This is a genomic window from Bradyrhizobium sp. NP1 (assembly GCF_030378205.1).
GTDB lineage: Bacteria > Pseudomonadota > Alphaproteobacteria > Rhizobiales > Xanthobacteraceae > Bradyrhizobium.
Window position 1 is genome coordinate 364,695 of record NZ_CP127385.1, and the last position, 25,121, is coordinate 389,815.

At 65.6% G+C, this 25,121-nt stretch carries 30 protein-coding genes; 8 read left to right on the forward strand and 22 right to left on the reverse strand.

Translation table 11 applies throughout. The features are described 5' to 3' along the window. The first annotated feature begins 24 nt into the window (after nt 1-24). Nucleotides 25-579: a TIGR00645 family protein gene (locus tag QOU61_RS01745; protein WP_289656430.1), complete on the forward strand. Its 555-nt coding sequence runs from the start codon at nt 25-27 to the stop codon at nt 577-579. Between the two features lie 50 nt (nt 580-629). Here QOU61_RS01745 and QOU61_RS01750 read toward each other — a convergent pair whose 3' ends face one another. Beyond that, nucleotides 630-1,277, reverse strand: coding sequence for a carbonic anhydrase (locus QOU61_RS01750; protein WP_289656431.1), 648 nt, complete (start codon nt 1,275-1,277; stop codon nt 630-632). A 142-nt stretch (nt 1,278-1,419) separates the two neighbouring features. Between QOU61_RS01750 and QOU61_RS01755 the strand changes: the two genes are divergently transcribed. Beyond that, complete coding sequence (locus QOU61_RS01755; RefSeq protein ID WP_289656432.1) at nt 1,420-2,298, forward strand: HpcH/HpaI aldolase/citrate lyase family protein; 879 nt, start codon at nt 1,420-1,422, stop codon at nt 2,296-2,298. Nucleotides 2,299-2,307: 9 nt separating this feature from the next. Here the strand turns inward: QOU61_RS01755 and QOU61_RS01760 are convergent, their stop codons facing one another. The 4 genes from QOU61_RS01760 to QOU61_RS01775 form a co-directional block, all read right to left on the reverse strand. Next, nucleotides 2,308-2,751, reverse strand: coding sequence for a hypothetical protein (locus QOU61_RS01760; RefSeq protein WP_289656433.1), 444 nt, complete (start codon nt 2,749-2,751; stop codon nt 2,308-2,310). Nucleotides 2,752-2,844: 93 nt separating this feature from the next. After that, on the reverse strand, nt 2,845-3,636 hold the full coding sequence (locus QOU61_RS01765; protein ID WP_289656434.1) for a glycosyltransferase family 32 protein: 792 nt from the start codon (nt 3,634-3,636) through the stop codon (nt 2,845-2,847). A gap of 37 nt (nt 3,637-3,673) precedes the next feature. Beyond that, nucleotides 3,674-4,279: a 3-isopropylmalate dehydratase small subunit gene (gene leuD / locus QOU61_RS01770; RefSeq protein WP_289656435.1), complete on the reverse strand. Its 606-nt coding sequence runs from the start codon at nt 4,277-4,279 to the stop codon at nt 3,674-3,676. A gap of 119 nt (nt 4,280-4,398) precedes the next feature. After that, nucleotides 4,399-4,797, reverse strand: coding sequence for a metallopeptidase family protein (locus tag QOU61_RS01775; RefSeq protein ID WP_289656436.1), 399 nt, complete (start codon nt 4,795-4,797; stop codon nt 4,399-4,401). Nucleotides 4,798-4,909: 112 nt separating this feature from the next. Here QOU61_RS01775 and QOU61_RS01780 point away from each other — a divergent pair, with 112 nt between their 5' ends. Further along, a complete protein-coding gene (locus tag QOU61_RS01780; protein ID WP_289656437.1) occupies nt 4,910-5,239 on the forward strand; it encodes a hypothetical protein in 330 nt (109 codons plus the stop codon). Nucleotides 5,240-5,446: 207 nt separating this feature from the next. Here the strand turns inward: QOU61_RS01780 and QOU61_RS01785 are convergent, their stop codons facing one another. The 3 genes from QOU61_RS01785 to QOU61_RS01795 all read right to left on the reverse strand — a co-directional run bounded on the left by QOU61_RS01785 (nt 5,447) and on the right by QOU61_RS01795 (nt 7,818). Then, complete coding sequence (locus tag QOU61_RS01785; protein WP_289656438.1) at nt 5,447-5,836, reverse strand: hypothetical protein; 390 nt, start codon at nt 5,834-5,836, stop codon at nt 5,447-5,449. Between the two features lie 141 nt (nt 5,837-5,977). Continuing rightward, nucleotides 5,978-7,240, reverse strand: a complete 1,263-nt coding sequence (locus QOU61_RS01790; RefSeq protein ID WP_289656439.1) for a helix-turn-helix transcriptional regulator — start codon at nt 7,238-7,240, stop codon at nt 5,978-5,980. Nucleotides 7,241-7,317: 77 nt separating this feature from the next. Further along, nucleotides 7,318-7,818, reverse strand: a complete 501-nt coding sequence (locus QOU61_RS01795; RefSeq protein ID WP_289656440.1) for a hypothetical protein — start codon at nt 7,816-7,818, stop codon at nt 7,318-7,320. Nucleotides 7,819-8,333: 515 nt separating this feature from the next. Here QOU61_RS01795 and QOU61_RS01800 point away from each other — a divergent pair. Continuing rightward, entirely contained in the window at nt 8,334-8,564 is a 231-nt protein-coding gene (locus QOU61_RS01800) for a hypothetical protein (protein ID WP_289656441.1), read from the forward strand. A gap of 60 nt (nt 8,565-8,624) precedes the next feature. On the opposite strand, the gene QOU61_RS01805 is transcribed toward QOU61_RS01800, so the two are convergent. The 7 genes from QOU61_RS01805 to QOU61_RS01835 form a co-directional block, all read right to left on the reverse strand. Further along, entirely contained in the window at nt 8,625-8,918 is a 294-nt protein-coding gene (locus tag QOU61_RS01805; RefSeq protein WP_289656442.1) for a DUF1330 domain-containing protein, read from the reverse strand. Nucleotides 8,919-9,163: 245 nt separating this feature from the next. Further along, the gene (locus QOU61_RS01810) at nt 9,164-9,370 is read right to left on the reverse strand and encodes a hypothetical protein (protein WP_289656443.1); all 207 of its coding nucleotides are present in this window, start codon (nt 9,368-9,370) and stop codon (nt 9,164-9,166) included. A gap of 204 nt (nt 9,371-9,574) precedes the next feature. Beyond that, the gene (gene leuC, locus QOU61_RS01815; protein ID WP_289656444.1) at nt 9,575-10,981 is read right to left on the reverse strand and encodes a 3-isopropylmalate dehydratase large subunit; all 1,407 of its coding nucleotides are present in this window, start codon (nt 10,979-10,981) and stop codon (nt 9,575-9,577) included. A 75-nt stretch (nt 10,982-11,056) separates the two neighbouring features. Further along, nucleotides 11,057-11,182: a hypothetical protein gene (locus QOU61_RS01820; protein WP_289656445.1), complete on the reverse strand. Its 126-nt coding sequence runs from the start codon at nt 11,180-11,182 to the stop codon at nt 11,057-11,059. 249 nt (nt 11,183-11,431) lie between these two features. Continuing rightward, entirely contained in the window at nt 11,432-11,812 is a 381-nt protein-coding gene (gene rplS, locus QOU61_RS01825) for a 50S ribosomal protein L19 (RefSeq protein ID WP_289656446.1), read from the reverse strand. Between the two features lie 104 nt (nt 11,813-11,916). Next, entirely contained in the window at nt 11,917-12,669 is a 753-nt protein-coding gene (gene trmD / locus QOU61_RS01830; RefSeq protein WP_289656447.1) for a tRNA (guanosine(37)-N1)-methyltransferase TrmD, read from the reverse strand. Between the two features lie 43 nt (nt 12,670-12,712). Next, the gene (locus tag QOU61_RS01835; protein ID WP_289656448.1) at nt 12,713-13,921 is read right to left on the reverse strand and encodes an MFS transporter; all 1,209 of its coding nucleotides are present in this window, start codon (nt 13,919-13,921) and stop codon (nt 12,713-12,715) included. A gap of 180 nt (nt 13,922-14,101) precedes the next feature. Here QOU61_RS01835 and gcvA point away from each other — a divergent pair, with 180 nt between their 5' ends. Beyond that, nucleotides 14,102-15,025 (forward strand): transcriptional regulator GcvA, encoded by a 924-nt coding sequence (gene gcvA / locus QOU61_RS01840; RefSeq protein WP_289656449.1) that lies wholly within the window; start codon nt 14,102-14,104, stop codon nt 15,023-15,025. A gap of 21 nt (nt 15,026-15,046) precedes the next feature. On the opposite strand, the gene QOU61_RS01845 is transcribed toward gcvA, so the two are convergent. From QOU61_RS01845 to ffh, 4 genes are all read right to left on the reverse strand, one after another. Next, a complete protein-coding gene (locus QOU61_RS01845) occupies nt 15,047-16,129 on the reverse strand; it encodes a zinc-binding dehydrogenase (protein ID WP_289656450.1) in 1,083 nt (360 codons plus the stop codon). 180 nt (nt 16,130-16,309) lie between these two features. Then, complete coding sequence (gene rimM / locus QOU61_RS01850; protein ID WP_289656451.1) at nt 16,310-16,861, reverse strand: ribosome maturation factor RimM; 552 nt, start codon at nt 16,859-16,861, stop codon at nt 16,310-16,312. Nucleotides 16,862-16,876: 15 nt separating this feature from the next. Then, nucleotides 16,877-17,212, reverse strand: coding sequence for a 30S ribosomal protein S16 (gene rpsP / locus QOU61_RS01855; RefSeq protein ID WP_289656452.1), 336 nt, complete (start codon nt 17,210-17,212; stop codon nt 16,877-16,879). Nucleotides 17,213-17,260: 48 nt separating this feature from the next. Further along, nucleotides 17,261-18,808 carry a signal recognition particle protein gene (gene ffh / locus QOU61_RS01860; RefSeq protein WP_289656453.1) on the reverse strand — a complete coding sequence of 516 codons (1,548 nt, stop codon included), beginning with the start codon at nt 18,806-18,808 and terminating at the stop codon, nt 17,261-17,263. Between the two features lie 419 nt (nt 18,809-19,227). Between ffh and QOU61_RS01865 the strand changes: the two genes are divergently transcribed. Continuing rightward, nucleotides 19,228-20,292, forward strand: coding sequence for an MBL fold metallo-hydrolase (locus tag QOU61_RS01865; RefSeq protein ID WP_289656454.1), 1,065 nt, complete (start codon nt 19,228-19,230; stop codon nt 20,290-20,292). A gap of 73 nt (nt 20,293-20,365) precedes the next feature. Here the strand turns inward: QOU61_RS01865 and QOU61_RS01870 are convergent, their stop codons facing one another. After that, entirely contained in the window at nt 20,366-21,088 is a 723-nt protein-coding gene (locus tag QOU61_RS01870) for an SIMPL domain-containing protein (RefSeq protein WP_289656455.1), read from the reverse strand. Nucleotides 21,089-21,093: 5 nt separating this feature from the next. Next, complete coding sequence (locus QOU61_RS01875) at nt 21,094-21,807, reverse strand: GyrI-like domain-containing protein (RefSeq protein WP_289656456.1); 714 nt, start codon at nt 21,805-21,807, stop codon at nt 21,094-21,096. 324 nt (nt 21,808-22,131) lie between these two features. Between QOU61_RS01875 and dapF the strand changes: the two genes are divergently transcribed. Together dapF and mtaB are read left to right on the forward strand one after the other, a co-directional pair. Then, nucleotides 22,132-22,998: a diaminopimelate epimerase gene (gene dapF, locus QOU61_RS01880; protein WP_289656457.1), complete on the forward strand. Its 867-nt coding sequence runs from the start codon at nt 22,132-22,134 to the stop codon at nt 22,996-22,998. Between the two features lie 2 nt (nt 22,999-23,000). Further along, nucleotides 23,001-24,254, forward strand: coding sequence for a tRNA (N(6)-L-threonylcarbamoyladenosine(37)-C(2))-methylthiotransferase MtaB (gene mtaB / locus QOU61_RS01885; protein WP_289656458.1), 1,254 nt, complete (start codon nt 23,001-23,003; stop codon nt 24,252-24,254). A gap of 141 nt (nt 24,255-24,395) precedes the next feature. Here mtaB and QOU61_RS01890 read toward each other — a convergent pair whose 3' ends face one another. Beyond that, on the reverse strand, nt 24,396-25,118 hold the full coding sequence (locus tag QOU61_RS01890; protein WP_289656459.1) for an RluA family pseudouridine synthase: 723 nt from the start codon (nt 25,116-25,118) through the stop codon (nt 24,396-24,398). Between the last annotated feature and the right edge of the window lie 3 nt (nt 25,119-25,121).

Consider the following 25,121-nt stretch of genomic DNA (forward strand, 5'->3'; position numbering starts at 1 on the left):
TGGCTCTAGCAATCGGTACGTTTCATGACCGAACAGCCGGTGGCCGATCGGCCGGATCCTGCGCTCAAGCGCGTCGAGAGGGGCTTTGAGAGCCTGATCTTCAACAGCCGCTGGCTGATGGCGCCGTTCTATTTCGGCCTCGTCGTGAGCCTCGCCGTGCTGCTGCTGAAATTCTGCATGATGCTGTGGGAGTTCGTCGTGCATGCGCCGGGCTCGAAGGAGTCCGACATCATCCTCGGCGTGCTCAGCCTGATCGACGTGTCGCTGACCGGCAATCTGATCGTGATCGTGGTGTTCTCCGGCTACGAGAACTTCGTCTCCAAGATCGACGGCAGCGGCCATCCCGACTGGCCGGACTGGATGACCAAGGTCAATTTCGGCGGGTTGAAGCAGAAGCTGCTTGCCTCGATCGTCGCGATCTCGGCGATCCAGGTGCTGAAGGCCTTCATGAACATCGACACCGTGTTCGAGCCGAGCAAGCTCGCCTGGCTGGTCGGCGTGCACCTGGTGTTCGTGATCTCGGCCTTCATGCTCGCGATCTCCGACCGCTGGGCCGGCGGCGATCACGGGGGTGAGTAGCGAACAGGGAATAGCGAATTGAGAGCAGGGAATAGCGATTCCGCTATTCGCTACTTGCCCAGTTCCCGAACGCTCAAGAATTCCTTGGTCTCGCGGTCGAGCACGAACAGCGAGCCCTCGGCGACGCCGAAATAGGCGCCGTGCAGCTTCGTCTCGCCCCGCTGCACGCGTTCCCGCACGAACGGGAAGGTCGTCAGGTTTTCCAGGCTGCGGAACACGGCCGCCTTCTCGATGCGGACGGTGAAGTCCTGCATGCTCTCGTGGTTGCGCTGCTCGACCACCTCGCCCGGCTTGATGAACATCGCCATCCAGCGGCCGATGAAGTCGCCCGGCGACAGCGGCTCGATCTTGTCGATGAAGGCGCGGATGCCGCCGCACTGGGCATGGCCGAGCACCACGATATGCTTCACCTTGAGCACGTTGACGGCGTATTCCAGCGCCGCCGAGACGCCGTGCGCGCCGCCGTCGGGCTCATAGACCGGAACCAGATTGGCGACGTTGCGCATCACGAACAATTCGCCGGGGCCGGCATCGAAGATCACTTCCGGTGATACCCGGGAATCGCAGCAACCGATCACCATGACTTCCGGCGACTGCCCCCGCACCGACAATTCGCGGTAGCGGGTCTGCTCGGTCGGGAGCCGTTGCGAGGCGAAGGTGCGGTAGCCGTCGATCAGCCGCTGCGGAAACGATATCATGCCCCCTGCTAATCACATGGCAATGACCGGAACAAGGCTTCCGCGTAACAGTTCGAAGTGTTATCGCCAGAGTTCCGAAGAGCCCAAGCCTCCAGAGCTCAATCTCCGGAGCCCAAGCTCCGCAAGACCAAAGGGAGCCGCCATGACCCGCCCGCGCCGCAGCCTCCTGTTCATGCCGGGATCGAACGCCCGCGCACTCGAAAAGGCGCGCAACCTGGCCGCCGACGTGCTGATCCTCGACCTCGAGGATTCGGTCGCCCCCGACACCAAGGCCAAGGCGCGCGACCAGATTGCGGAGGCCATTGCCGCCAAGGGGTTTGGCAAGCGCGAGATCTGGATCCGCACCAACAGCCTGGATGCGCCTTGGTGGAACGACGACGTCGCCATGGCCGGCAAGGCCGGCCCTGACGGAATCCTGGTGCCGAAGGTTTCCAGCCCCGAGGACCTCCTGGCGATCGGCGGCCGGCTCGGCGAGATCGGGGCCGCTTCCTCGATCAGGGTCTTTGCGATGATCGAGACCGCGCGCGGGGTGCTCGACGCCGACAAGCTCGCTGGCGCCTCGCGCGATCCCAGGACGCGGCTCGCCGGCTTCGTGTTCGGCCCCAACGACATATCGCGGGAGACGCGGATCAGGATGCAGCCGGGCCGCGCGGCCATGATCCCGATGATCTCCCGCTGCGTGCTGGCGGCGCGCGCGTTTGGGCTGGAGATCTTCGACGGACCCTACAGTGATTTCGCCAATGTCGACGGCTTTGCGCTGGAATGCGCCCAGGCCCGCGATCTCGGCTTCGACGGCAAGACGCTGATCCATCCGAACCAGATCCAGGCCTGCAACGCCATCTTCACGCCGCCGGCAGAGGAGATCGCCCGGGCGCGGCGCATCATCGCGGAATTCGAAAAGGCCGAGAACGCATCGCGCGGCGCAATCCAGATCGACGGCCAGATGGTGGAGCGCCTGCATGCCGAGATGGCGCGGCGCACGATCGCGATCGCGGATGCGATCGAAAAGATGGCGAGCTGAGCCGGCTATCTATTCCCGCAGGAGTGCGGTCAGGCGCTTCTCGCTGTCGGCGGGCTCGCCGATGAGTGCGATCGTCGACGCGTTGGGACAGTAGTCCTCGTAGTGCTCCGCCGAGGTGCCGGCGATGATGTCGTGGTCGCATCGTACCTTGTGAGCGCATATGGCGCAGACGCGTTCCATGTCGCGCAGGATCAGCGCTTGCGTGCGCGCCAGACCCTCCTCATCGAGGCCGAGCGCGGCAAGCAGTTTCGGCAACTCGTCGGCGGCATGCGGCCCCTGCCACACCAGCTCGCCGAGTTCGCCGGGCGTGACCCTGAGCTCGCTGGCGATGCGGTCGAAATCGGCGCGGTCGATCTGGCGCATTTCGTTGAGCTCGCGCCGGTGCTTCAGCCATCGGGCGAACGTCTCGGTCAGCATCTGCACCACGGGATAGGGCTTGCTCTGCGCGGTCATGGGACACCTCCGGTCGGCAGCACCGGCACATTGGATCACCCGGTCGCCGGCACCGCGTTGCGCTGGATCAAATTCGCAGGCCGACGCTGCCGCCTATCGTGCGCCGAACTTTTCGGCGGCCCAGGCATAAAGGCTGCCCGGAACGGGCGCCGAATTGCCGCGGCCCTTGGGCGAGATATGCAGTCCGATCACGGCGGGATCGGCGAGCAGCGGGGCAAAATCGCTGTTCTCGAAAAACAGCCTGGGCTCGGCGTGCACGGCATAGAAGCTGCGCTTCGGCAGCGCGTTGTTCAGCGCGCCGGTGCGCCGGGCGAGTGCGGTGAGCGAGGCCGGTCCGAAGATCGCGATGCGCAAGTCGCAGACGCGGCTCGATCCGCCGGTGAGGCGGCGCAGCCCAAGGATGACGCGATGCCGCAGCGCCAGCCAGTCCGGCGCAAGCTCGTCCTGCGCCATCAGCCTTTCGAAGGCGATGACGATGGGATGATCAGCGGGCAGGTACAGCACGGAATTGCCGAGCTGGCGCGGCCGTTCCCAGGCAAAGTACGGCTTTGCCGGATCGATCTCGACCGGCTTCACCAGCAGCACGTCGGCGTCGAGCCACAGCCCGGCGCGCAGCGCCATCAGCCGCATGCGGAAGAAGTCGGAAAATTGCAGGATGGTCCAGTCGCGCCAGGAGCCGTCGGGCTCGGCGGGACGCAGCTTCTGCGCGAAGGCGCGCGGCAGGATCGCTTCGGCATCGGCATTGCCGACGCCGTCGGGCAGACCGGCCATCGGATCGAAGCTGTAGACGGTGACCTTGTGCCCGGCGGCGACCTGCGAGCGCAGGCACAGCAGCCGCAGGCGATCGAGCCGGCCGTGCCAGAAGGTGACGACGTCGGGCAACATGCGTCACCTAGAGCGCGACGGCCGCCATCGCGCTGTTTCAGGCCCAGGCGCGCTCGCGCTTGGCCTTTGCCTCGTAATCGTCGATCGACGATTTCTTTTCCATGGTGAGGCCGATGTCGTCGAGGCCGTTCAGCAGGCAATGCTTGCGGAACGGATCGATCTCGAACTTCACCTTGCCGCCGTCGGGGCCGCGGATCTCCTGATTGGCGAGATCGATCGTGAGCGTCGCATTGGCGCCGCGCTCGGCATCGTCGAACAGCTTGTCGAGATCGGCCTGCGAGACGCGGATCGGCAAAATGCCGTTCTTGAAGCAGTTGTTGTAGAAGATGTCGCCGAACGAGGTCGAGATCACGCAGCGGATGCCGAAATCGAGCAGTGCCCACGGCGCATGCTCGCGGCTCGAGCCGCAGCCGAAATTGTCGCCGGCGACCAGGATCCTGGACTTGCGATAGGCCGGCTTGTTGAGGATGAAATCCGGATTCTCGCTGCCGTCGTCCTTGTAGCGCTGCTCGGAGAACAGCCCCTTGCCAAGGCCGGTGCGCTTGATGGTCTTGAGGTACTGCTTGGGGATGATCATGTCGGTGTCGACATTGATGATCTTCAAGGGCGCCGCAACGCCTTCCAGCGTGGTGAACTTGTCCATCGTTCGCGCTTCCGGTTGAGAAACTACTATCAGGAGAGGTGTTTATCGCGCCGGAGACCGCAAGTCCAAGGTCAATTGCGCATAAGAGAGCGGCGCTTTTGCCCGAAACAGCGCCGAAATCAGTCCGCGTCGGCCTCGATCCGCGCCATGTCGCCGTCGGACAGCCCGAAATGGTGGCCGATTTCGTGGACCAGCACGTGGCGCACGATATGGCCGAGCGTCTCCTCATGCTCGGCCCAGTAGTCGAGGATCGGCCGGCGATAGAGCCAGATCATGTTGGGCAGGCGGGCGACGTCGCCATGGCTCTGCAGCGGCAGGCCGGTGCCCCGGAACAGGCCGAGCAGGTCGAATTCGCTCTCGCAGCCCATTTCGTCGAGCACTTCGTCGGTCGGAAAATCCTCGACGCGAACGATCACACCCTCGCACAGCTCGCGAAAGCGCCTCGGCAGGCGTTCGAAAATCTCGTGCGCCATCGTCTCCATGTCGGCGAGGGAGGGCGCTTTCCGGTCTTGCCACATGCCATCCTCTTAGCGCGGGTTTCGCCGTCATGCCTATCGCATTTACGAAGAGTTGACGCGGCTTTTGAAAACGGAGACGGTGCGGTCCCTCGAAAAGGTGTGGGTGGGCGCAATGACGGGTATCAGGACGGCAGCGATCGTGGTTGCGGTTGCAGGGGTGTTCTCGCTGCCGGCTACGGGCGCGAGGGCGCAAAACGCGCCGGCCGGAATTCGCCTCGCCCAGGCGGTGCCGCCCGATGCCGCGCCGCGTCCGGTGCGCCGGCCGCCGACCCGGCTGCGCGTCCACCCGCGTTACGAAGAGCCGTGGCGCGACGAGGTCTACCCGAGCTACAACCCAGGGCCGAACGCGGTGCGCGAATGCAGCACCGCCTATGTGCAGGAATACCGCCCGAGCGGTACCGTCATCGTGCCGCGCGTCAGCTGCTACTGGCGCCGCGGCTGATCGAGCCGCCCGCGCCGCCAGACGAGCAACGCCGCGCCGAACAGAACGACGGAAGCGCCATAGACCAGCAGCGCCATCGCAAGTTTCGTGGGGCGGTTTGCGGGAGCCGTGTTGTTCTCGTTCGGCGAAACGGGGGCACTCCAATCTTCAGCCCCTTTTGCGCCAGCGCCGTCGAGAATTCTAAGGAGTTCCGGGCCCCCTGCCGTTTCAGCGGGGCAATTGCTTTGGCGGTAACGGCTGAGGATTCAGTGCATTGGGCCGTTCCTTTGGTGGCAACGGTTGCGGGTTCAGCGCGTTAAGCCGCTCCTTTGGCGGCAGTGGCTGCGGATTCAATGCGTTGGGCCGTTCCTTTGGCGGTAACGGCTGCGGATTCAGCGCCTTCACGCCGGAATCCCCGCGTGCTTGCCCGCCGACAATGATGATCGCTTTGCCGGACACGGGATCGCGCTCAATTGACCGCGGAGCCGGCGCATTCCGTAGCGGCTTGTTGTCGGCCAAGGCTGCCGGAAGCGCGAAGAAAAGACTGGCGCAGGCGAGGGCCGCAAGGCCGATTGGCCCCGCGTGCTTTCTGGCTATGGAGCGAACTCTGGCGGTCATTTGACGGTCCCTTTCACAAACATGGGCGCCCATCTTGGCTGCTTGGCCGCCGGTTCGCGTCAACCATGTGGTGGAGGTGCTTTTGCGGCTTCGACAGGCTGTTGCCGTTGTCGAACAATCGCCAGAGCGACAGGAAACAGGTCAGTCGAACGGATCAAAGTCTTCCATGAGCACGCGCACCAGTTGTGCCTGCCGTTTCGTGTCGGTCTTTTCGAAGATGCGGATGAGATGGGTTCTGACCGTGGCGATAGATATTCCTAGGCGTGCAGCCACAGCTATACGGCCTCCACCATCTGCAATTTCCAGCGCCACTGCCGCTTCTGTCGGAGTAAGGCCCCATCGGGTTGCCGCGCGGCGCTGGCGTCGGCACCGTTCTTCACGAAGGTCGATGACAAGCAGGAACGCGGCAGGAGGCACGAGGCCAAAATTGAGTGACGCGGCTGTGACTGGCTCCGGCACCGGCATGGCGAGCACGCGCAGGCCCGGACCGCCATCTGCCGCTGCTATTTCCACCGGCGAGCATGGCCGTTGGAGGGTTCGTCGGGCGCTGGCATTGATCGCGTGGGCGAGTGCTCGCGCATCTCGCAGCCGGCGGGCCCTGAGCCGGCCTGCCTTTGTGAAAAGCCCTTCCGCCCGCGCGAGGGTAGCCTGTGCGGGATCGTTGGCGAAGACCACGCCGCCGCTACTGTCGAGCGCTATCACGCCAGTGTTGAGGCGTGCTAGCGCGCCTGACGCGCAAGCCTCCGCCAACGTGTGACCTGTCAGCCTTTCGCCGACACGCAGCGCCATTTCCACATGCGGTGTCAATGCGCGCATGGCCGAGATGGCTTCGGAGCCAAAATCCGGCCGTCCTCGAAGCCGGCCGACGGCGAGATAGAAGCGTCGCTGGCGCGCACTGGCCGGCGCGGACACCACGCCGTAGAAAGCGCCGGCTGGACGCACAACCTCGTGATAGAAGACTGACTCTGCAAACTCACGATCGGGCATCATCGCCGAACTCAGTACCACTGCACCGGTCGGCAGCTTGTCCGCCCACCGCGGCAGCGTGGTCAACGGGACTCCTTGGGCGAACGGGATGGCGATGTCCGTGGGTCCGCTGGCAGCGATCAGGTTGCTGTTGCCGGTTTCAGTGTCGTGGTGGAACAGGAAACAATGCTCGCCATCTACTGCTGCGGCGACTTGGGAGAGTGCTGCCGTCCAGTCACCGCCCAGAAGTGGCGTTTCGTGGATTTTGTTCACGGCGGTCAGTAGTCTTTCAGCAGGCGCCAACCTTCTCCCCCGATATTCAACAAGAACGAGGGAGAAGACTACGGAATCAATTTCTTTCGGTCCAGACAACCGTGAGGCCGCAAACACTGGTGGGTTACGGTTCGCAGAAGACGCGCGCTCTTTTTTGATGCGCACCGCTGGTGGGTACGCTCTTTACCGCGTGAAAGCCCGCAGTGCCGATCCGACAGATGGAGCGGGCTCGTGGACATGCGTCACCCGCCCGGTCGAAACGCCTTGCAGCCGTCTTCGAAAATGTCGAATCGCTTGTGGCAGATGTCGATGCGCGGCGCTTCATCTGCGCCGTCCCTGACTTGGTCGATCCGCCAATAGACCGGCTCGGGCTGGCCCACGTCGAATTCGGCGCGGCCCTCGCAATAGCGCGAAGCGGCAATGTAGGTCGTCGCCGTCGCATGGCGATTGGCTGAGGCTGGCGGGCGTCCGAGCAAAACCTCCCGCGGGTTTAGGCTCACCATCTTACGTCGAGGTGGGGCCATCTGTTCGGCGTTCTTGAAGTGCTCATGAATTTGACTGAGCACTCTATTGTCGGTGCATGGGAGCGGATCGGAGGCAAGGGCCGGCGTCGCAAAGAGGATCGTCGCGGCAAGTGTCAGAGCCTTGACGCTAAGGCCGGGAATACCGTTGCCTTCAAACATTCCGCGAAAGGAATTTGTCGAGCCACCGCGATGAGGTCGATGGACCTTGGCCGAACTCATTTTCCTGGAATCCGTTCTGTGCATTGCATGCCTTCGCCACCGATTTGCGTACCGCCAGCTATCGCCATGGGAGAATTGCCAAAACGGGACCGAGTCCGGAACGCGCCAGGTACACTATCAGGGAGCAAAGTCCGCTGCGCATCAACCATCTGGTCGATGCATGCACGTTTCACTTCCCGGGGTCTGATCCATAGCCCTCCCGGATTCGCCAGTGCCTGCCGCGACATGGTTGAACGCAATTGCGCCGAATCTGATCGCAAGGCGGGCCATGATCATCTCCGATGATTCGATCAAGACAAAATGCGCGCGCGTGACGCGGGTTTTTGCCGCGCCTGAAATGATCAGGAGGGTCGGAACTGGAATACGTCACGGGCATTGACGTTCCCGGCGCAGCATCTCACTCACCTTACCTCGCTCATTCCAAATCTTGCTCTGCGTCGCGACGAAACGGCGGATCGTTCGATCCGCCGAATGGCTGCTGGCGTGAGATATCGGGGGATTCTCAGGAGAACATCATGCATGTGACGAAAGTTCTGGGTCTTGCGGCGGTCGGCGCGCTGCTCACGATCGCCGCACCGTCGGAACGGGCACAGGCCTTGTCGCTGATCAATCCGGGCGCGGCCGCGCAGGTCCAGGACGATTCCAGGCTCGGCACCACCGAGGTGCGTTGGCATCGCCACCACCACGCGGGCCGCTGGCATCCCCGTCGCGGACATCGCTGGCACCGTCATCACCGCCGCTGGTGATCGACGCGAGGCAGGCCCGCTCATCAGGCGGGCCTGTTTTTGCATCGGGCGTGGCTGGGGTCAGTGGCCAAAACCGTTCGCCAGCAGCACAGTGGCCTGCGCGCCCGCTTTGCGGTCCTTTGAAATCTCCAGATAATCCGGCGAGTCCGCAAACGCGTGGAACTGCGCCTCGTCCGGAAACGACATCAGCACGACCTTGTCGCGGTCCCAGCTTCCTTCGACCACGCGCGGATGTTCGTCCGCCGACAACAGGCGTCCGCCGAAATTCCGGAACACGTCGAAAAACCGGGCCTGGTAGCGATCATACGCCGCGCGATCCGTCATCTTGAGCTGCACGATCACATAGACCGTCATCGTTTCTCTCCCTCTCGCGAGGCGCGACGTCGCTACAGTTTGTGTGCGCAACGCCAATTGATGCGATTCCACCATCCATCATTCGCGTCGTCCGCATTATTGTAATGCAGGGAGCGATGACAAATGAAGATGCGGAAAGCGGGTCTTTTCCGGCCCTGAGTTTTCGCGCCTGCATTATTGGGCTCACATGAAATGCAAAGGGCGCCCGAGGGCGCCCTTTGCATGTCCGTCTCGCGACGCCAGCGTCAGACCCAGTCCTTGATCTTCCAGGACCGCATCTTCCACGGCGTCAGGTTTTCCAGCCGCCATCGTGCGAAGCGCGCCGGGGGCCAGTTGCTCAGCGCCTTCTCTTCTTTCTCAGGGGTGGGCGCGATGACGCGGGGCGCGGCGCGGCGGCGGTTCTGCCGCGTCGCCTCGCTGATCATGTCGATGAATTCCGGCTTGTTGGCCATGGCAGCGGTCCTCGCGAAAGCCTTGCGTTTCGCTAGCACCAGTCTGCGCCTTGCTGCTTAACGAGGCGTTGCCAAAGCGCGATGGCTTTGAATCATCATCGCGCTTTTGGCTGCTTCGCGCTTATGGTTTGCGGGTGGCCTCCGCGCAAACGCGTTCCGCGTTTGTCGCGAGGGAAACCGGTTCCCGCTCTTCCGGGTCATGCGCTATCGCCACTCCCTGACGTCGACGAAGTGGCCGGCGATCGCGGCGGCCGCGGCCATCGCGGGCGAGACCAGGTGGGTGCGGCCCTTGAAGCCCTGCCGGCCCTCGAAATTGCGGTTCGAGGTCGAGGCGCAACGCTCCTCCGGCTTCAGCTTGTCCGGGTTCATCGCAAGGCACATCGAGCAGCCCGGCTCGCGCCACTCGAAGCCGGCCTTGATGAAGATTTTGTCGAGGCCCTCGGCTTCCGCCTGCTCCTTCACGATGCCCGAGCCGGGCACGATCATGGCGTTGACGTGGGCGCTCACCGTCTTGCCCTCGGCGATCTTGGCTGCCGCCCGCAGATCCTCGATGCGGCCGTTGGTGCAGGAGCCGATGAAGACGCGATCGAGCTTGATGTCGGTGATCTTCGTTCCCGGCGTCAGGCCCATATATTTCAGCGCGCGATGCTTGGAGAGCCGCTTGGCCTCGTCCGCGATCTTGTCGGGATCGGGTACGGCACCGGTGATCGAGATGACGTCCTCGGGTGAGGTGCCCCAGGTCACGATCGGCGGCAGCTTTGCCGCGTCCAGCCGGATCTCATGGTCGAAACGCGCGGCGTCATCGGAGCGCAGCGTTTCCCAGTAGCGCATCGCCGCATCCCAGGCGGCGCCCTGCGGCGCCTTGGGGCGGCCGCGCAGGAAGTCGAACGCCTTCTGGTCGGGTGCGACCAGGCCGGCGCGCGCACCGCCTTCGATCGACATGTTGCACACCGTCATGCGGCCTTCCATCGACAGCGCGCGGATCGCCTCGCCGGCATATTCCAGCACATAGCCGGTGCCGCCGGCGGTGCCGATCTCGCCGATGATGGCGAGGATGATGTCCTTGGCGGTGACGCCTTCCGGCAATTTGCCGTCGACGACCGCGCGCATGTTCTTGGCCTTCTTCTGGATCAGCGTCTGGGTCGCCAGCACATGCTCGACCTCAGAGGTGCCGATGCCGTGCGCGAGCGCGCCGAACGCGCCATGGGTCGAGGTGTGGCTGTCGCCGCAGACGATGGTGGTGCCGGGCAGGGTAAAGCCCTGCTCCGGGCCGATCACATGGACGATGCCCTGGCGCTTGTCGAACTCGTTGTAATATTCGATGCCGAATTCCTTGGCGTTCTCCGCCAGCGCCTTGATCTGCTCGATGCTCTCAGGATCGGGATTGGGCTTCTTGCGATCGGTGGTGGGAACGTTGTGGTCGACGACCGCGAGCGTCTTTTCCGGCGCACGCACCTTGCGATGCGTGGTGCGCAGGCCTTCGAAAGCCTGCGGCGAGGTCACCTCATGCACGAGATGGCGGTCGATATAGATCAGGCAGGTGCCATCCTCGGCTTCGTGCACCAGGTGATCGTTCCAGATCTTGTCGTACAGTGTTGTCGGTTTGGACATGAGCTTCAGCTCCGAAAGAAGTTTGGCTTGGACGGTGAGGCGCGAAGGCGCGCCGGCAACAAGGAGAGCGCTGCGTCAGAACGCGCGCGTAAGTTCCGCGGTCGCCGAGGTCGCGAACCGTCCGAAGAAGCGGCCGGGCAGGCGGCAGCGATCGTCAATCACGACGCGCCGGCACAGCATGCTGGTCTGATCCAGAACCATTCGATATTTCTAACACAGCCGTCGGGCGCGCGACAATCGAGCGGTCGGCGGCCCTGATCCCAAATCGTCATTGCCGGGCTTGACCCGGCAATCCATTGTTCTCGAGCAAAAGCCCTTTATCGATGGATGCGCGGGTCAAGCCCGCGGATGACGAGTCGAGCGCTACGGCATCCATAAGATAGGGTGGCGCAACAAAAAAAGCGCGGAGCATGCCCCGCGCTTTTCGAAAAGTTGAAAACTGTCGCGAAATCACTCGCCGACGGCGGTCGGGCGATCCTGCTTCTCCACGATGCGAGCGGATTTGCCGCGGAGGTTGCGCAGATAATAGAGCTTGGCGCGGCGCACCTTGCCGCGACGCACGACCTTGATCGAGTCGATCATCGGAGAGAGCAGCGGGAACACGCGCTCCACGCCCTCGCCGTAGGAGATCTTGCGCACGGTGAAGCTCTCGTTGATGCCGCCGCCGGAGCGGCCGATGCAGACGCCTTCATAGGCCTGCACGCGGGTGCGGTCGCCTTCGACCACCTTCACGTTGACGATGACGGTATCGCCAGGCGCGAAATCCGGGATTTGCTTGCCGGCCGACATCTTGTCGAATTGCTCTTTCTCGAGCTGCTGGATGAGGTTCATTGCAATCTCCATCGGCGGCGCGCCCAGCCGAACCGGGGGCTCGCGCTTGATCCTGCCGTCACTTGCGGAATTGGGCGCTCCTATACGGCATAGCGGCGCGCTTGTCACCCATCTGTCTTGCTTTTTGGCGGTTTTTGGCTGGCGCGCGCTGCCCAGAGGTCCGGGCGCCGCGCCTTTGTCAGGGCCTCGGCCTCGGCCTTGCGCCAGGCCGCGACCTTGGCGTGGTCGCCGGAAACGAGGATTTCCGGGATGGGGTGGCCCTCGAAGACCTGCGGGCGCGTATATTGGGGGTATTCCAGTAAGGAACCGGCAAAGCTCTCCTCCAGGCCGGATTCCTGCTTGCCCATGACCCCCGGCAACAGCCGGACGCACGCGTCGATCACGGCGAACGCCGCGATTTCGCCGCCGGAGAGCACGTAGTCGCCGATCGACACCTCCTCCAGCTGCCGGGCGTCGATGACCCGCTGGTCGACCCCCTCGAAACGGCCGCAGATGATCAGCGGGCCGGGGCCGGCGGCGAGTTCCGCAACCCGCGACTGGGTCAATGGCCGACCGCGCGGGCTCATCAGGAGGCGGGGGCGATCCGGTGTGGTTCCGGCCGCGTCGATGGCGGCCGCCAGCACGTCGGCGCGCAGCACCATGCCGGGGCCGCCGCCGGCGGGCGTATCGTCGACACTGCGGTGACGGTCGGTCGCGGACTCCCTGATGTCGCGGACCTCGAGGTCCCACACGCCGGACGCCAGCGCCCGTCCCGCCAGGCTCGCGCCAAGCGGGCCCGGAAACATGTCGGGGAACAGGGTCAGCACGGTCGCGCGCCAGGCAATCGCCTGCGGGGTCTCAGGTCGTGAGCTCGTCATGGCCACAAACTGGCCTGCCGGGCCTCCGTGGTCAAACCGGACCTCAGGTCGAGCCCGCCTGCTTCGGCTCTGCCGCGAGCGAAGGTGCAAGCACGATGGCGATCGGGAAGATCGCAAGCGCCGTGATGGCTGTCGCGACAGTGGCGGCGCCCGCGCCGAACGCGTCGCCGACGAGGCCGTAGAGAATCGGCGAGAGCGCACCCGATCCGATCGTCCCGGTGTAGAACAGCGCAAAGGCGTGCTCCGTGCGATGGGCGGGCGCGAGTTCCGGCACGGTGCCGTAGAGAACGGACGACGTGCCGTTGAGCATCACGCCGAGCAGCGGCAGCAGCACCATTGCGGGGCCAAGCGGCAGCGCGAGCACCGCAAGAATGCCGATCGCGGTGCCGCCTTCGGTCAGCAGCACCGTGCGCAGCACGCCGGCGCGCGCACCCAGCCAGCCGCAGACGAACTTGCCTGCGGCGCCGCCGACGAACACCAGCGCGAGCGCAAAGCCCGTCGTCGGCAGCGAAGCGCCTTTCGCATGCAGCAGAAACGGCAGGAATGTCAGCAGGCCCATGCGTACCGCGGTATCGAGCACGCCAATCGAAAACAGCAGCCAGAAGCCGCCGCGTCCGCCGGCCGAACGGCGGGAGGACGACGCCTCTTCGGTCCGCGCCCTGCCGACCGGCGGCATCAGCGCGCCGATCGCAATCGCCACACACAGTCCGACCAGCGCCAGCACGAGCAGCGCATGCCGCCATGGCATGATGATCAGAAGCAGCGACGTCAGCGCCGGCAACGCCGCCTTGCCCAGATCGCCCGAGAAATTGTAGATGCCGAGCGGTCCTCTGGCCGCGGTGCCGAAAGCCCGGGCGACTGCGGCAGACGCAATCGGATGCTGGGTGCTTGAACCGGCGCCGGACACCGCGAGCGCAAGGCCGAGCCCCACGACGCCGCCTGACAGGCCGGCGATCACGTAGCCAAATGCAGCCAGCGCGGTTCCGAGCATCAGAACCGTCTTGCCGTCGATCCGCCCGGCGAGCCATCCGACCGGAATCTGCAGTCCCGCCATGGCTCCGGCATAGAGTGCGCGCATCAACGCCAGCAGGCTGTAGCTGAGCGCGAACTCGCTCTGCCAGATCGGCAGCAGCACATAGATCAGGTCGGTATAGCCGTCGTGGAGCGCATGGTTGAGGCCGGTGATCGCGAGCGTGCGTCTGGCGTGGGGCTGGGTGGCGCTGCCTTGCTCGCCCGCCGTCAGTTCGCTCATCTGGCCGTGCCCCCCGCGGTCACCCGGCGTGAGTCGCGCAGCGATAAAAATTTTAATGTAGAGGGAGCGATCATTTCCGGATTCCGACATTGGCTGGCCAGAATCCTATATGAAGTGCTTTGCCCGACTGTCACAAACCAGTAATAATCACCCATGCGTTAGAAAAATTAACTTATCAAGATGCCCCAGCGACGCCGAGAACTGCCACCACTCAATGCCGTCAGGGCGTTCGAAGCCGCGGCCCGGCACGGCAGCTTCAAGGAAGCGGCCAGCGAGCTTGGCGTCACCCAGGGCGCGATCAGTCAGCAGGTCCGCCTGCTGGAGAACTGGCTCGGTCAGCCGCCGCTGTTCCAGCGCATGACGCGGCGTGTGGTGCTGACGGCGAGCGGCGCGGCGCTGCTCGCCGACGTCGGCCCCGCGCTGGACCGGATCGCCGCAGCCGTGCGGCAGCACGCCGGTCATGCCGGCAAGCCGCCTGCCGCGGTGGTCCAGGTCAATGCGCTCGCAACCTTCAGCCTGCGCTGGCTGTTGCCGCGGATGACGCGGTTTCGCGCCGAATACCCCGACATCGAGGTGCGTCTGACCACGTCGAGCGATCCGGTGGACGCGCTCTCGGATTCTTTCGATATCGTGATCCGCGGCGGCCCGGACACGTTCCACGGCTTCGTGTCGCGGCCTTTGCTCGCCGAGCGCCGGTTGCCGGTGTGCAATCCCTCGCTCCTCGTCGAACGGCCATTGACGGAAGTCGCCGATCTCGCCCGGCACACGCTGCTGCATGTCACGTCGATGCCGCGGCTGTGGCGCGACTGGCTCGCGACGGCGGGACAGGCCGGGCTGGAGCCCAGCGCCTCGCTGACATTCGATCACTTCTATCTCACCATCCAGGCGGCGATCGACGGCCTCGGCGTCGCCATGGGGCCGACCGCGCTGGTCGCCGATGATGTTGCGGCCGGGCGTCTGGTCGCGCCGTTTCCAAAGGTGAGCCTGCCGGCGCGAACCTATTTCGCCTATCTGCCGGAGACGCATCGCCCGGATTCTCCGAGCGTCGCGTTCTGCGACTGGCTGGAAGCGCTGGGGCGCGAGACAATGGTGCCGGACGGATAGCCGGCGCAATCGTCCAGCCGCTCAGGGCGCGACCGCGGTGAGATCGAGGCCCTGCATCAGCGCCGCCGCCTCGACCGCGCGACGGAAGTCGGCGAGCGGGAAGGTCGTGACCGCGATCTTCTTCAGCTCGAGCAGGCCGTCGGCGACGAGCCGCGCGAGCTCGCCGGGCGCGGTGCGCTCATACATGAACTGGCCGACCACCTCCCAGTCGTTCGCCAGCATCTCGCGGAACGACAATTCCAGCGGCACCTCGGCGCTGCCCATCAGCACCAGCCGTCCGCCGCGCTTCAGCGTCCGCAAGCTCGACAGCGTCGTCGACGTGCTCTTGGCGGCGCCGAGCAAATCGAGCGCGACGTCGGCGCCGCCGCCGGCGGCGTGGCGGATGATGGCCGGGTCTTTCGCGGCATCGCCTGACACGACGGCGGGAATCACGCGCGAACCGAAGGCATCGCGCAGGCCTTCGAGCGCCTCGCGCTTGCGGCCGACCGCCACCACACGGCCCGCGCCGAGCGCGACCGCGAGCATCACCGCGCCCGAGCCGAAATAGCCGGTCGCACCGTTGATGATGATGGTGTCGCCGCCGCGCAAGCCGGTGCGCTGCAGGCCGCCGAACGGAACGATCAGTTTTGCAAGCCCGAGCAGCTCTGTCGCCGGACGATCATCGAGCGCGGCAAGTGGCGTGACGCAGGCCGCCGGCCAGTGCGCGATTTCCGCGAACACGCCGTCGCGCCAGCGCGCCTGCAGCGCCAGCGCCGCATCGCTGGTCACGGTCGCGGTGAGCCCGATCAGGATCTGTGGCTGCTCGCGGTCCGGCACGTCGCCGCGCAGATGCGGGCTCAGGAAGACGCGGTCGCCCGGCGCGACATGCGTGACGGTGTCGCCGACCGCGACCACCCGCGCGATCGCATTGGTGCCGGGCACGAAAGGCATCGGGGGCAGGCTGTAGGGCACCGCGCCCGACAGCACGCGGCCCATATAGGACAGCACCATGCCGGCCTCGATCCTCACCACCACGCCGTCGGGCGCGGGGTTTGGCGTCTCGACGTCGTCGAAGCGGAGGTCGTTATGGGCGTGCAGCCGCCAGGCCTTGTGGGTGCTTGTCATTGTGATCATTCCAGTGCGACGTCGTTCCGGACAAGCGCGCCAGCGCGAGTCGGGATCCGTAATCGCCCATGTTAATGCTGCACGAAGCTAGGGCAACATCCGGAACGGCAACAAAGACGCGTGATGATGGGTCCCGCTTTCGCGGGGACGACGTTTCGACGGAGCACGCGACATCGCGAGTCACGCCGCGTCCGGCGCGTCGCCCTCGATCTCCTCGGGCAGCTCGATCACAACGCGTCCGCCGGCGAGATCGACCGTCGGCACCACGGCGTTGGAGAACGGCAGCAGCAGGGTTGCGCCGGCGGGCGGGGCGATCTCGATGATATCGCCGGCGCCGAAATTGTGGATCGCGACCACGCGGCCGAGCGGGGCATCCGCGGTCGTGACTGCGGCAAGCCCGATCAGGTCGGCGTGGTAATATTCGTCGTCATCGGTGGCGGGCAATTTCTCGCGCGCGACATAGAGCTCGAGGCCATTGAGACGCTCGGCCGCCTCGCGCGTGGTGATGTCCTTGAAGGTCGCGACCAGATGGTCCCTGGCCTCGCGTGCCTGCGCCAGTTCGAACTGGCGCGAGCCGTCCCTGGTCGAGAGCGGCCCGTAGCGCTTCACCGCGAACGGGTCCTCGGTGAAGGTCCACAGCTTCACCGCGCCGCGCACACCATGCGCGGCGCCGATCCGGGCGACGCAGATCCTTCTGTCTGCCGCGTCGTCAGGGCTGTTCGACTTGCCCACCCGCGAAATGCGGTCTTACGCCGGCTTGGCGGCGGCTTCGGCCTGCGCCTTGCGTTCCTTGCGCGGCACGGCCTTCTGCGGGTTCTTGCGCGCTTCGCGCTTCTTGACGCCGGCGGCGTCGAGGAAGCGCATCACACGGTCGGACGGCTGCGCGCCCTTGGCGAGCCAGGACTTCACCTTGTCCATGTCGAGCTTGAGGCGTTCCTGGTTGTCCTTCGGCAGCAGCGGGTTGAAATGGCCGAGACGCTCGATGAAGCGGCCGTCGCGCGGAAAACGCGAGTCGGCGGCGACCACATGGTAGACCGGGCGCTTCTTGGTGCCGGCACGGGCGAGACGGATCACGACGGGCATTCAGTTTTCTCCTTCAAAAGCCTGTTCGCTGTTCAATTGATTTCGGTGTCACTTCTTCTTGCCGGGAAAGCCGAGACCGGGCAGCGTCGGCTTGCCGGACATGCCGGTGAGCCCCGGCAGGTTCGGCAGCCCGCCGCGCAAGCTCGGCGGAAGATCCTTCGGCAGCGCCGGCATGCCGCCTTGTGGCAGACCGCCGGGCATCTTTTCGGCGAGCGCCTTCAACTGCTCCGGCGTCGGCGCCGGCGTGCTGCCGCCAAATCCCATCGCCTGCGCGATGCCGGCAAGCGGTCCGCGCTTGCCCGAGCTCATCGCCTTCATCATGTCGGCCATGTTCCGGTGCATCTTGAGCAGCTTGTTGACCTGCTCGACGTTCTGGCCGGCGCCGGCGGCGATGCGCTTCTTGCGGCTCGCCTTGAGGATGTCGGGGCTCTTGCGCTCCTGGCGCGTCATCGAATCGATGATCGCGACCTGGCGCTTGATGATCCTGTCGTCGATCCCGGCGGCGGCAATCTGGTTCTTCATCTTCGCGATGCCGGGCATCATGCCCATAAGGCCCGAGATGCCGCCCATCTGCGCCATCTGCAGCAGCTGCTCGCGCATGTCGTTGAGGTCGAACTGACCCTTGCGCATCTTCTCGGCGGCGCGCGCGGCTTTCTCCGCGTCGATATTGGCCGCGGCCTTCTCGACCAGCGAGACGATGTCGCCCATGCCGAGGATGCGGCCCGCGATACGCGCGGGGTGGAAATCCTCCAGCGCATCGGTCTTTTCGCCGGTGCCGATCAGCTTGATCGGCTTGCCGGTGACCGCGCGCATTGACAGCGCGGCGCCGCCGCGGCCGTCGCCGTCGACGCGCGTCAGCACGATGCCGGTGAGCCCGACGCGGCTGTCGAACGAGCGCGCGAGGTTGACGGCGTCCTGGCCGGTCAGGGAGTCCGCGACCAGCAGCACTTCATGCGGGTCGGCGGTGGTTTTGATCTCGGCCGCCTCCGCCATCATCTCTTCGTCGAGCGTGGTGCGGCCGGCAGTGTCGAGCAGCACGACGTCGTAGCCGCCGATCTTGCCGGCTTCGAGCGCGCGCCGCGCGATCTGCGGCGGCTTCTGGCCTTCGACGATCGGCAGCGTCGGAATGTCGAGGTCGCGGCCGAGCACGGCGAGCTGCTCCATCGCGGCCGGGCGATAGACGTCGAGCGAAGCCATCAGCACCTTGCGCTTGTCGCGCTGGGTCAGGCGGCGGGCGAGCTTCGCGGTGGTCGTGGTCTTGCCGGAGCCCTGCAGGCCGACCATCATGATCGCGACCGGCGGCACCGCATTGAGATCGATGGTGTGACCTTCGGAGCCAAGGGTGGCGACCAGTTCGTCATGGACGATCTTGACCACCATCTGGCCGGGCGTGACCGACTTGACGACGGTGGCGCCGACCGCCTGTTCCCGGACGCGCTCGGTAAAGCTTCTCACGACGTCGAGCGCGACGTCAGCCTCAAGCAGCGCGCGGCGCACCTCGCGCATCGCGGCGTCGACGTCGGCCTCCGACAGGGAACCGCGTCCCGTGAGCCGGTCGAGAATGCCGCCAAGCCGTTCCGACAGATTGTCGAACAATGCCTTCGTCCTTTGCCTATCAAGGCAGTCGCTTCACTAACCAACGTCATGCCCCGCGAAGGCGGGGCATCCAGTACGCCGCAGCATTTCGGCCCAAACCGATCTGCTCTGGGATACCGGATCACCCGCTCCAGTGCGCAATTGCGCACAAGGCGGGTGATGACGACTTATGTCTCCCGGCGCCGAACGCCAGGACGATACTCCAAACACGTTTGCGCCCGAGGGCGCACAGCGCTGTCGGGCGTTGACCTCCGGCCTCCAGGACCGGGCGGTGGCTCGAAAAGATAAGACCTTTCCGATTGAAGTGGCGCGGTTAAATAGCCGGATCAGCGAAAAGTCAAGCAAACTCGCCGTAAAGCGCGGATTTTTGAGGGTTCCCAGCCCCTTGCCGTATCAGCGATTTTGGGGCCAATCGGGGCATGATTATCAGCCGCCGTCGCCTGCTGGGGCTGGTCGCCGGTGCGGCCGCCCTGATTGGCGTGCCTTCCTTCTGGTTCTCCCGCATGAAAACCTATTCCGGGCCGGTTTCCGACCATTTCGACGGCTTGCGCTTCTTCGATCCCGACGGTTCCCCACCCAAGTCGCTGCGCGAGGTGCTGCGCTGGCAGCTCGGCTCCGGACGGCAGCGCACCGACTGGCCTGTGTGGGTGCCGAGCCCCTATGCCGATACTCCGCCGGCACGCGTCGACGGCGCGCGGGTGCGGCTGTCCTTTGTCGGGCATGCGAGCTGGCTCTTGCAGACCGCCGGCCTCAATATCCTGATCGATCCGGTGTGGTCGGAGCGCGCCTCGCCGGTCGCCTTCGCCGGGCCCAAACGTCACAACGATCCCGGTATCGCGTTCGACGCGCTGCCGGAGATCGACGTCGCGCTGGTATCGCATGGCCATTACGACCATCTCGACGTCGCGACGCTGTCGAGGCTTGCCGCCAAATTCTCGCCGCGCGTGGTCACGCCGCTCGGCAACGACGTCACGATGCGCGAGGCGGATGGGGCGATCCGCGCGGAAGCGTTCGACTGGAACGCCCGCGTCGAGCTCGGTCCTGGCGTGGCTGTGACGCTGGTGGCGACGCGGCACTGGTCGGCGCGCGGCCTGTTCGACCGCAACAAGGCGCTGTGGGCGAGTTTCGTCCTGGAGACGCCGGCGGGAAAACTCTACGTCGTCTGCGATTCCGGTTACGGCGACGGCGGGCATTTCCGCCGCGTCGCCGCAGCGCATGGGCCCTTGAGGCTCGCGATCCTGCCGATCGGCGCCTATGAGCCGCGCTGGTTCATGCGCGACCAGCACATGAACCCGCAGGATGCGGTGAAGGCGCTGTTCGATTGCGGCGCAGCGCAGGCGCTCGCCCATCACCACGGCACCTTCCAGCTCACCGACGAGGCGATCGACGCGCCGGTCATCGCGCTTGGCGAAGCACTGGACGAGGCGAAGGTCGCGCGCGAGCGCTTCGTGGCGCTGAAGCCGGGACAGGTTTACGAAATCTAACGGCGCCGCGGACGGGGGCTCGGCTTCACCTCTTCCACGGGGGGGAGGTGAAGAGCGTTGGCGGAAGCTGCGGCTACGGCCCCGCCTGCTTGATCGCCCAGGTCACGTTCACGCTGACCGACAGCGTCTCTTCGCCCTGCGCCACCGGCGTGGGCGCAAATCCGGATGCGGCCACCTTGGCGCGGAACATCGGCTGGGGAGCTGAGCCGAGCTCAGCGATGCTCAGGGGCGCGCCCAGCGTGACGCCGGCGGCCTTGGCGTAGATCTCGGCCTTGCGCCGCGCGTCGGCGATCGCCCTTTCGCGGGCGTCGTCCAGAAGCTTCGAGGCTTGCGACACCGAGAAGCTGAGCCCGCCGATGTCATTGGCTCCGGCGCCGACCAGCGTGTCGATGATGCCGGCGACCTTGGTGACGTCGCGCAGCCTGATGGTCACGTGGTTGCTGGCGTGGTAGCCGACGATGCTCGGCGGCGCCGTGGGGGACGATGCGTTGCGGTTGGCGAATTGCGGCTGCAGCGACAGCCGCGAGGTCTGGTAGTCCTTTTCCTCGATGCCCGCGCCCTTCAGCGCCAGCAGCACCTTGCCCATCGTCGCGTTGTTGGCGTCGGCGGCCTCCCGCGCGGTCTTGGCGTCGGTGGTGACGCCGGCGTCGAGCTGCGCCTGATCGGGCGCCACCGACACGGTGGCCTCGCCGGTCACGGAGATCGCCGGCGGCAGATCGGTGGGCACTTGGGCGAGGGCGGGCGCGGTGAGGAGGGATGCGAGCAGGGTGCCGGCAACGGGAAGGCGAAATTTCATGGGGCTCACTTCAGGGGCACATAGACGTTGATCACGAGCTTGTCTTCGGCGGTCTTCAGGGGATCGGTGAGATATTCCTCGATGAAGGTATCCTTGGCTTCGAGCTTCTTGTCGTCGAGGTGATTGGTGATCGCCTCATAGGTGTTGTCCATGTTGTCGTAGGAACCGCGATGGACGAATTTGAGCGCCTTGCCTTCGGGCGACTTGCCCATGCTGGTGTCCTTGCCGAGATTCTTCGGCTCCTGCTCGACCGGAATTTCGGCGAGATAGGTGAAGCCGGTGTCGTCGGTCGAGGTGTAGACGATCATGGCATTGCCCGCTGGCTTGATGCCCTGCTTGTCGAGCAGCGCGTTGAGCGACTTGAACGACTCGATCAGGGTGTCGAAGGCGGAATCCCAGTTGGCGGTGCCGCGGTGGATCACGACCTTCTTGGCTTCCAGCGTGGTCTGCTCGCCGAAGGGATCGGCGGCCTGCACCGGTGCGGTCGAGGGGCTGGGGGCCGCGGCCGAGGGTGAGGCGGCCGGCGCCGGGCTTGCGGCGGGGGCCGGCGTCGCCGACGGGGCGGGCGTGGGCGATGCCGCCGGCGACGGCGTGGCGCTGGGCGCCGGGCTCGCCGATGGCGGCGGCGACTGCGCCCATCCGGCCGGCAGCGAAAGCCAGATCGCGACGGCCGGGATCAGGGCGGCCATGGCAAGTCGGGGGAAGAAAGCGCTGCTCATCCAATGTTCTCCATGGCCAATTCTTCTGTCCCGGGCGAGTTGCAAGCTTAACACGCGGCCTTGATTTTCGTCCCATGACAGATCGGTCATCTGCTCCGCGCACCGGCTATGGACTTGCAGCAATCCTGCGGCACCAATCGTCGGGGGCCTACTTCCACGAACCGCGGAAAGCAAGGGCGCCAGCAAATTCATGATTCCAGTGCCGCTTTCGATTTGACGTTCCTGCATTGGTTGCCTCGAGTCCGAAACAGGAACGTCAAACCGGCGGCACTGGTCAATCCCGCATCATTCGCCATATAAGGCAGGCAGAAATTGGATATTTTCATGAGCGCGCTTGCCAACCACGCCTTCGCCAAGATGAACGGCATCGGCAACGAGATCGTTGTCGTGGACATGCGCGATTCCAAGGCCGTCGTCACCTCCGACGACGCGCGCGCCGTGGCTTCGCCCGCCGGTGTGCCTTACGACCAGCTCATGGTGCTGCAACCGCCCCGGCTTGCCGGCACCGAGGCCTTCATCCGCATCTACAACAATGACGGCTCGGAAGCCGGCGCCTGCGGCAATGGCATGCGCTGCGTGGTGCGGCGGCTGTTCGAGGAGACCGGCCAGGCCGCGGCCACCTTCGAGACTCGCGCCGGCCTGTTGAACTGCTGGCAGGGACCGGCGGCGGACCTCTACACGGTCGACATGGGAGCGCCGAAATTTTCCTGGCAGGACATTCCGCTGGCGGAGGAGTTTCGCGACACCCGTTACATCGAGCTGCAGATCGGCCCGATCGACGCGCCGGTCCTGCATTCGCCGTCCGCCGTCAGCATGGGCAATCCGCACGCGATCTTCTGGGTCGACGACGTCAACGCCTACGATCTCGCGCGTTTCGGGCCGCTCTTGGAGAACCATCCGATCTTCCCGGAGCGCGCCAACATCACGCTCGCCCATATCGTCGACCGCGACCACATCACGATCCGCACCTGGGAGCGCGGCGCCGGCCTCACCAAGGCCTGCGGCTCGGCGGCCTGCGCCACGGCGGTGGCGGCGGCGCGGCTCAAGCGCGCCAACCGCATCGTGCAGATCACGCTGCCCGGCGGCGACCTCTCGATCGAGTGGCGCGAGCGCGACGATCACGTGCTGATGACGGGCACCGCGACCTTCGAATATGAAGGCCGCTTCGATCCGGCACTGTTCGCGATCTGACCATGGCCATCGACGTCGTCACCTTCGGCTGTCGCCTCAACGCCTACGAATCCGAGGTGATTGCGCGCGAGGCGGCGGATGCGGGGCTGACCGAGGCGATCATCGTCAATAGCTGCGCCGTCACCAACGAGGCGGTGGCGCAGGCGCGGCAGTCGATCCGGCGCTTGAAGCGCGATCGGCCAAAGGCGCGCATCGTCGTCACCGGCTGCGCCGCGCAGACGCAAGGCGCGGTGTTTGCCGAAATGGCCGAGGTCGATCGTGTCGTCGGCAATGACGACAAGATGCGCGGCGAGACCTGGCGCGCGACGCGGGAGGCGCTTGCAGCTCCCGGAGGCGGCAAGATAGCCGTCAGCGACATCATGGCCGTCGCCGAGCTGCCGCGGCAGAAGGTGGTGGCTTTTCAGCGTGGCCTGCCGCGGGCCTTCGTGCAGGTGCAGAACGGCTGCGACCATCGCTGCACCTTCTGCATCATTCCGTTCGGTCGCGGCAACTCGCGCTCGGTGCCGATGGCCGACGTCGTCGACGAGGTCAGGGCGCTGGTCGCGCATGGCCATGCCGAGGTCGTGCTGACCGGAGTCGATCTCACGAGCTTTGGAGCGGACCTCGCCGAGGCGCCGAGGCTCGGCGCGCTGGTCAAGCGCATCCTGCGCGAGGTGCCCGAGCTGAAGCGGCTGCGCCTCTCGTCGATCGACTCGGTCGAGGTGGACGATGACCTGCTCGACGTCATCGCCGGCGATGCGCGGCTGTTGCCGCATCTGCATCTGTCGCTGCAGGCGGGTGACGATCTTGTCCTCAAGCGGATGAAGCGCCGGCATACGCGCAAGGATGCGATCGCATTCTGCGCGCAGGTGAAGCGGCTGCGGCCGGACATCGCGCTCGGCGCCGACATCATCGCGGGCTTTCCGACCGAGACGGAAGGCATGTTCGCCCGTTCGCTCGATCTGGTCGGGGAATGCGATCTCACCTTGCTGCACGTCTTTCCCTATTCGCCGCGGCCGGGCACGCCGGCGGCGCGCATGCCGCAGGTCGTTGGCGGCGCGATCAAGGAGCGGGCGCGGCGCTTGCGCGCGGCGGGCGAGGCGGCGCTGCAAAGGCGGCTGGCGTCCGAGGTCGGCGCAACGCGCGAGGTGCTGATCGAGAGCGCGACGGTCGGCCGCACCGAGCATTTTCTGCCCGTGGCGATTGCCGGCGAGAACCCGGGCACGGTGAAGCGGGTGAAGATCGCGGGCCATGATGGCGCGCGGTTGACGGTGTGAGAGACCTGTCGTCGCCCGGCTTGACCGGGCGACCCAGTACGCCGCGGCCTCTCGATCGATCACGACTGATTCTGGAGTACTGGATCATCCGCTTTCGCGGATGATGACGACGGAGTTCGTGGAACGGCCGCGCCGCGCGCCTCACTCCCCGTTCCACCCGCATGCCCGCAGCCGCTCCTGCATATGTTCCGGCGGCGGCGCCACCACGCGCACCGGCTCCTTGTTCCTGGAAATCGGGATGCCGATCTGGCGCGAATGCAGGTGCAGGCGCGGCTCGCCGAAGCGCGGCCCGTTGCCATAGATGTTGTCGCCGACGATCGGCCAGCCCGAGGCGGATGCGTGCACGCGCAATTGATGCGTGCGGCCGGTAACCGGTTCCATGGCAAGCCAGGCGAGACCCTCGCCGCGGCCCAGCACCTTCCAATGCGTGATCGCCGCCTGGCCGTCCGGGTCCGGCTTCTGCCACCAGCCGCGCTCGGCATTCATGCGGCCAAGCGCAAGCTCGATGGTGCCTTCGTCCTCGCGCGGCCCGCCCTCGACCACGGCCCAATAGGTCTTGGCAATCTTGCCGTGCTTGAACAGCAGGCCGAGGGAAGCAGTTGCCTTGCGATGGCGCCCAAGAACCAGGCAGCCGGAGGTGTCCTTGTCCAGCCGATGCGCGAGCACCGGCGGACGCGGCAACCCGAACCGCAGCGCATCGAAGGAAGTTTCCAGATTGGGGCCGCCCTTGGGCCCGCGATGCACCGGAAGGCCGGCCGGCTTGTCGATCACCAGCATCAGCCCGTCGCGATGGAGCACGCGCGCCTGGATTTCCGCCGCGGTCAATGCGGGGACCTCGATCGGTCGGTCAAGACTATCGTTCATGGC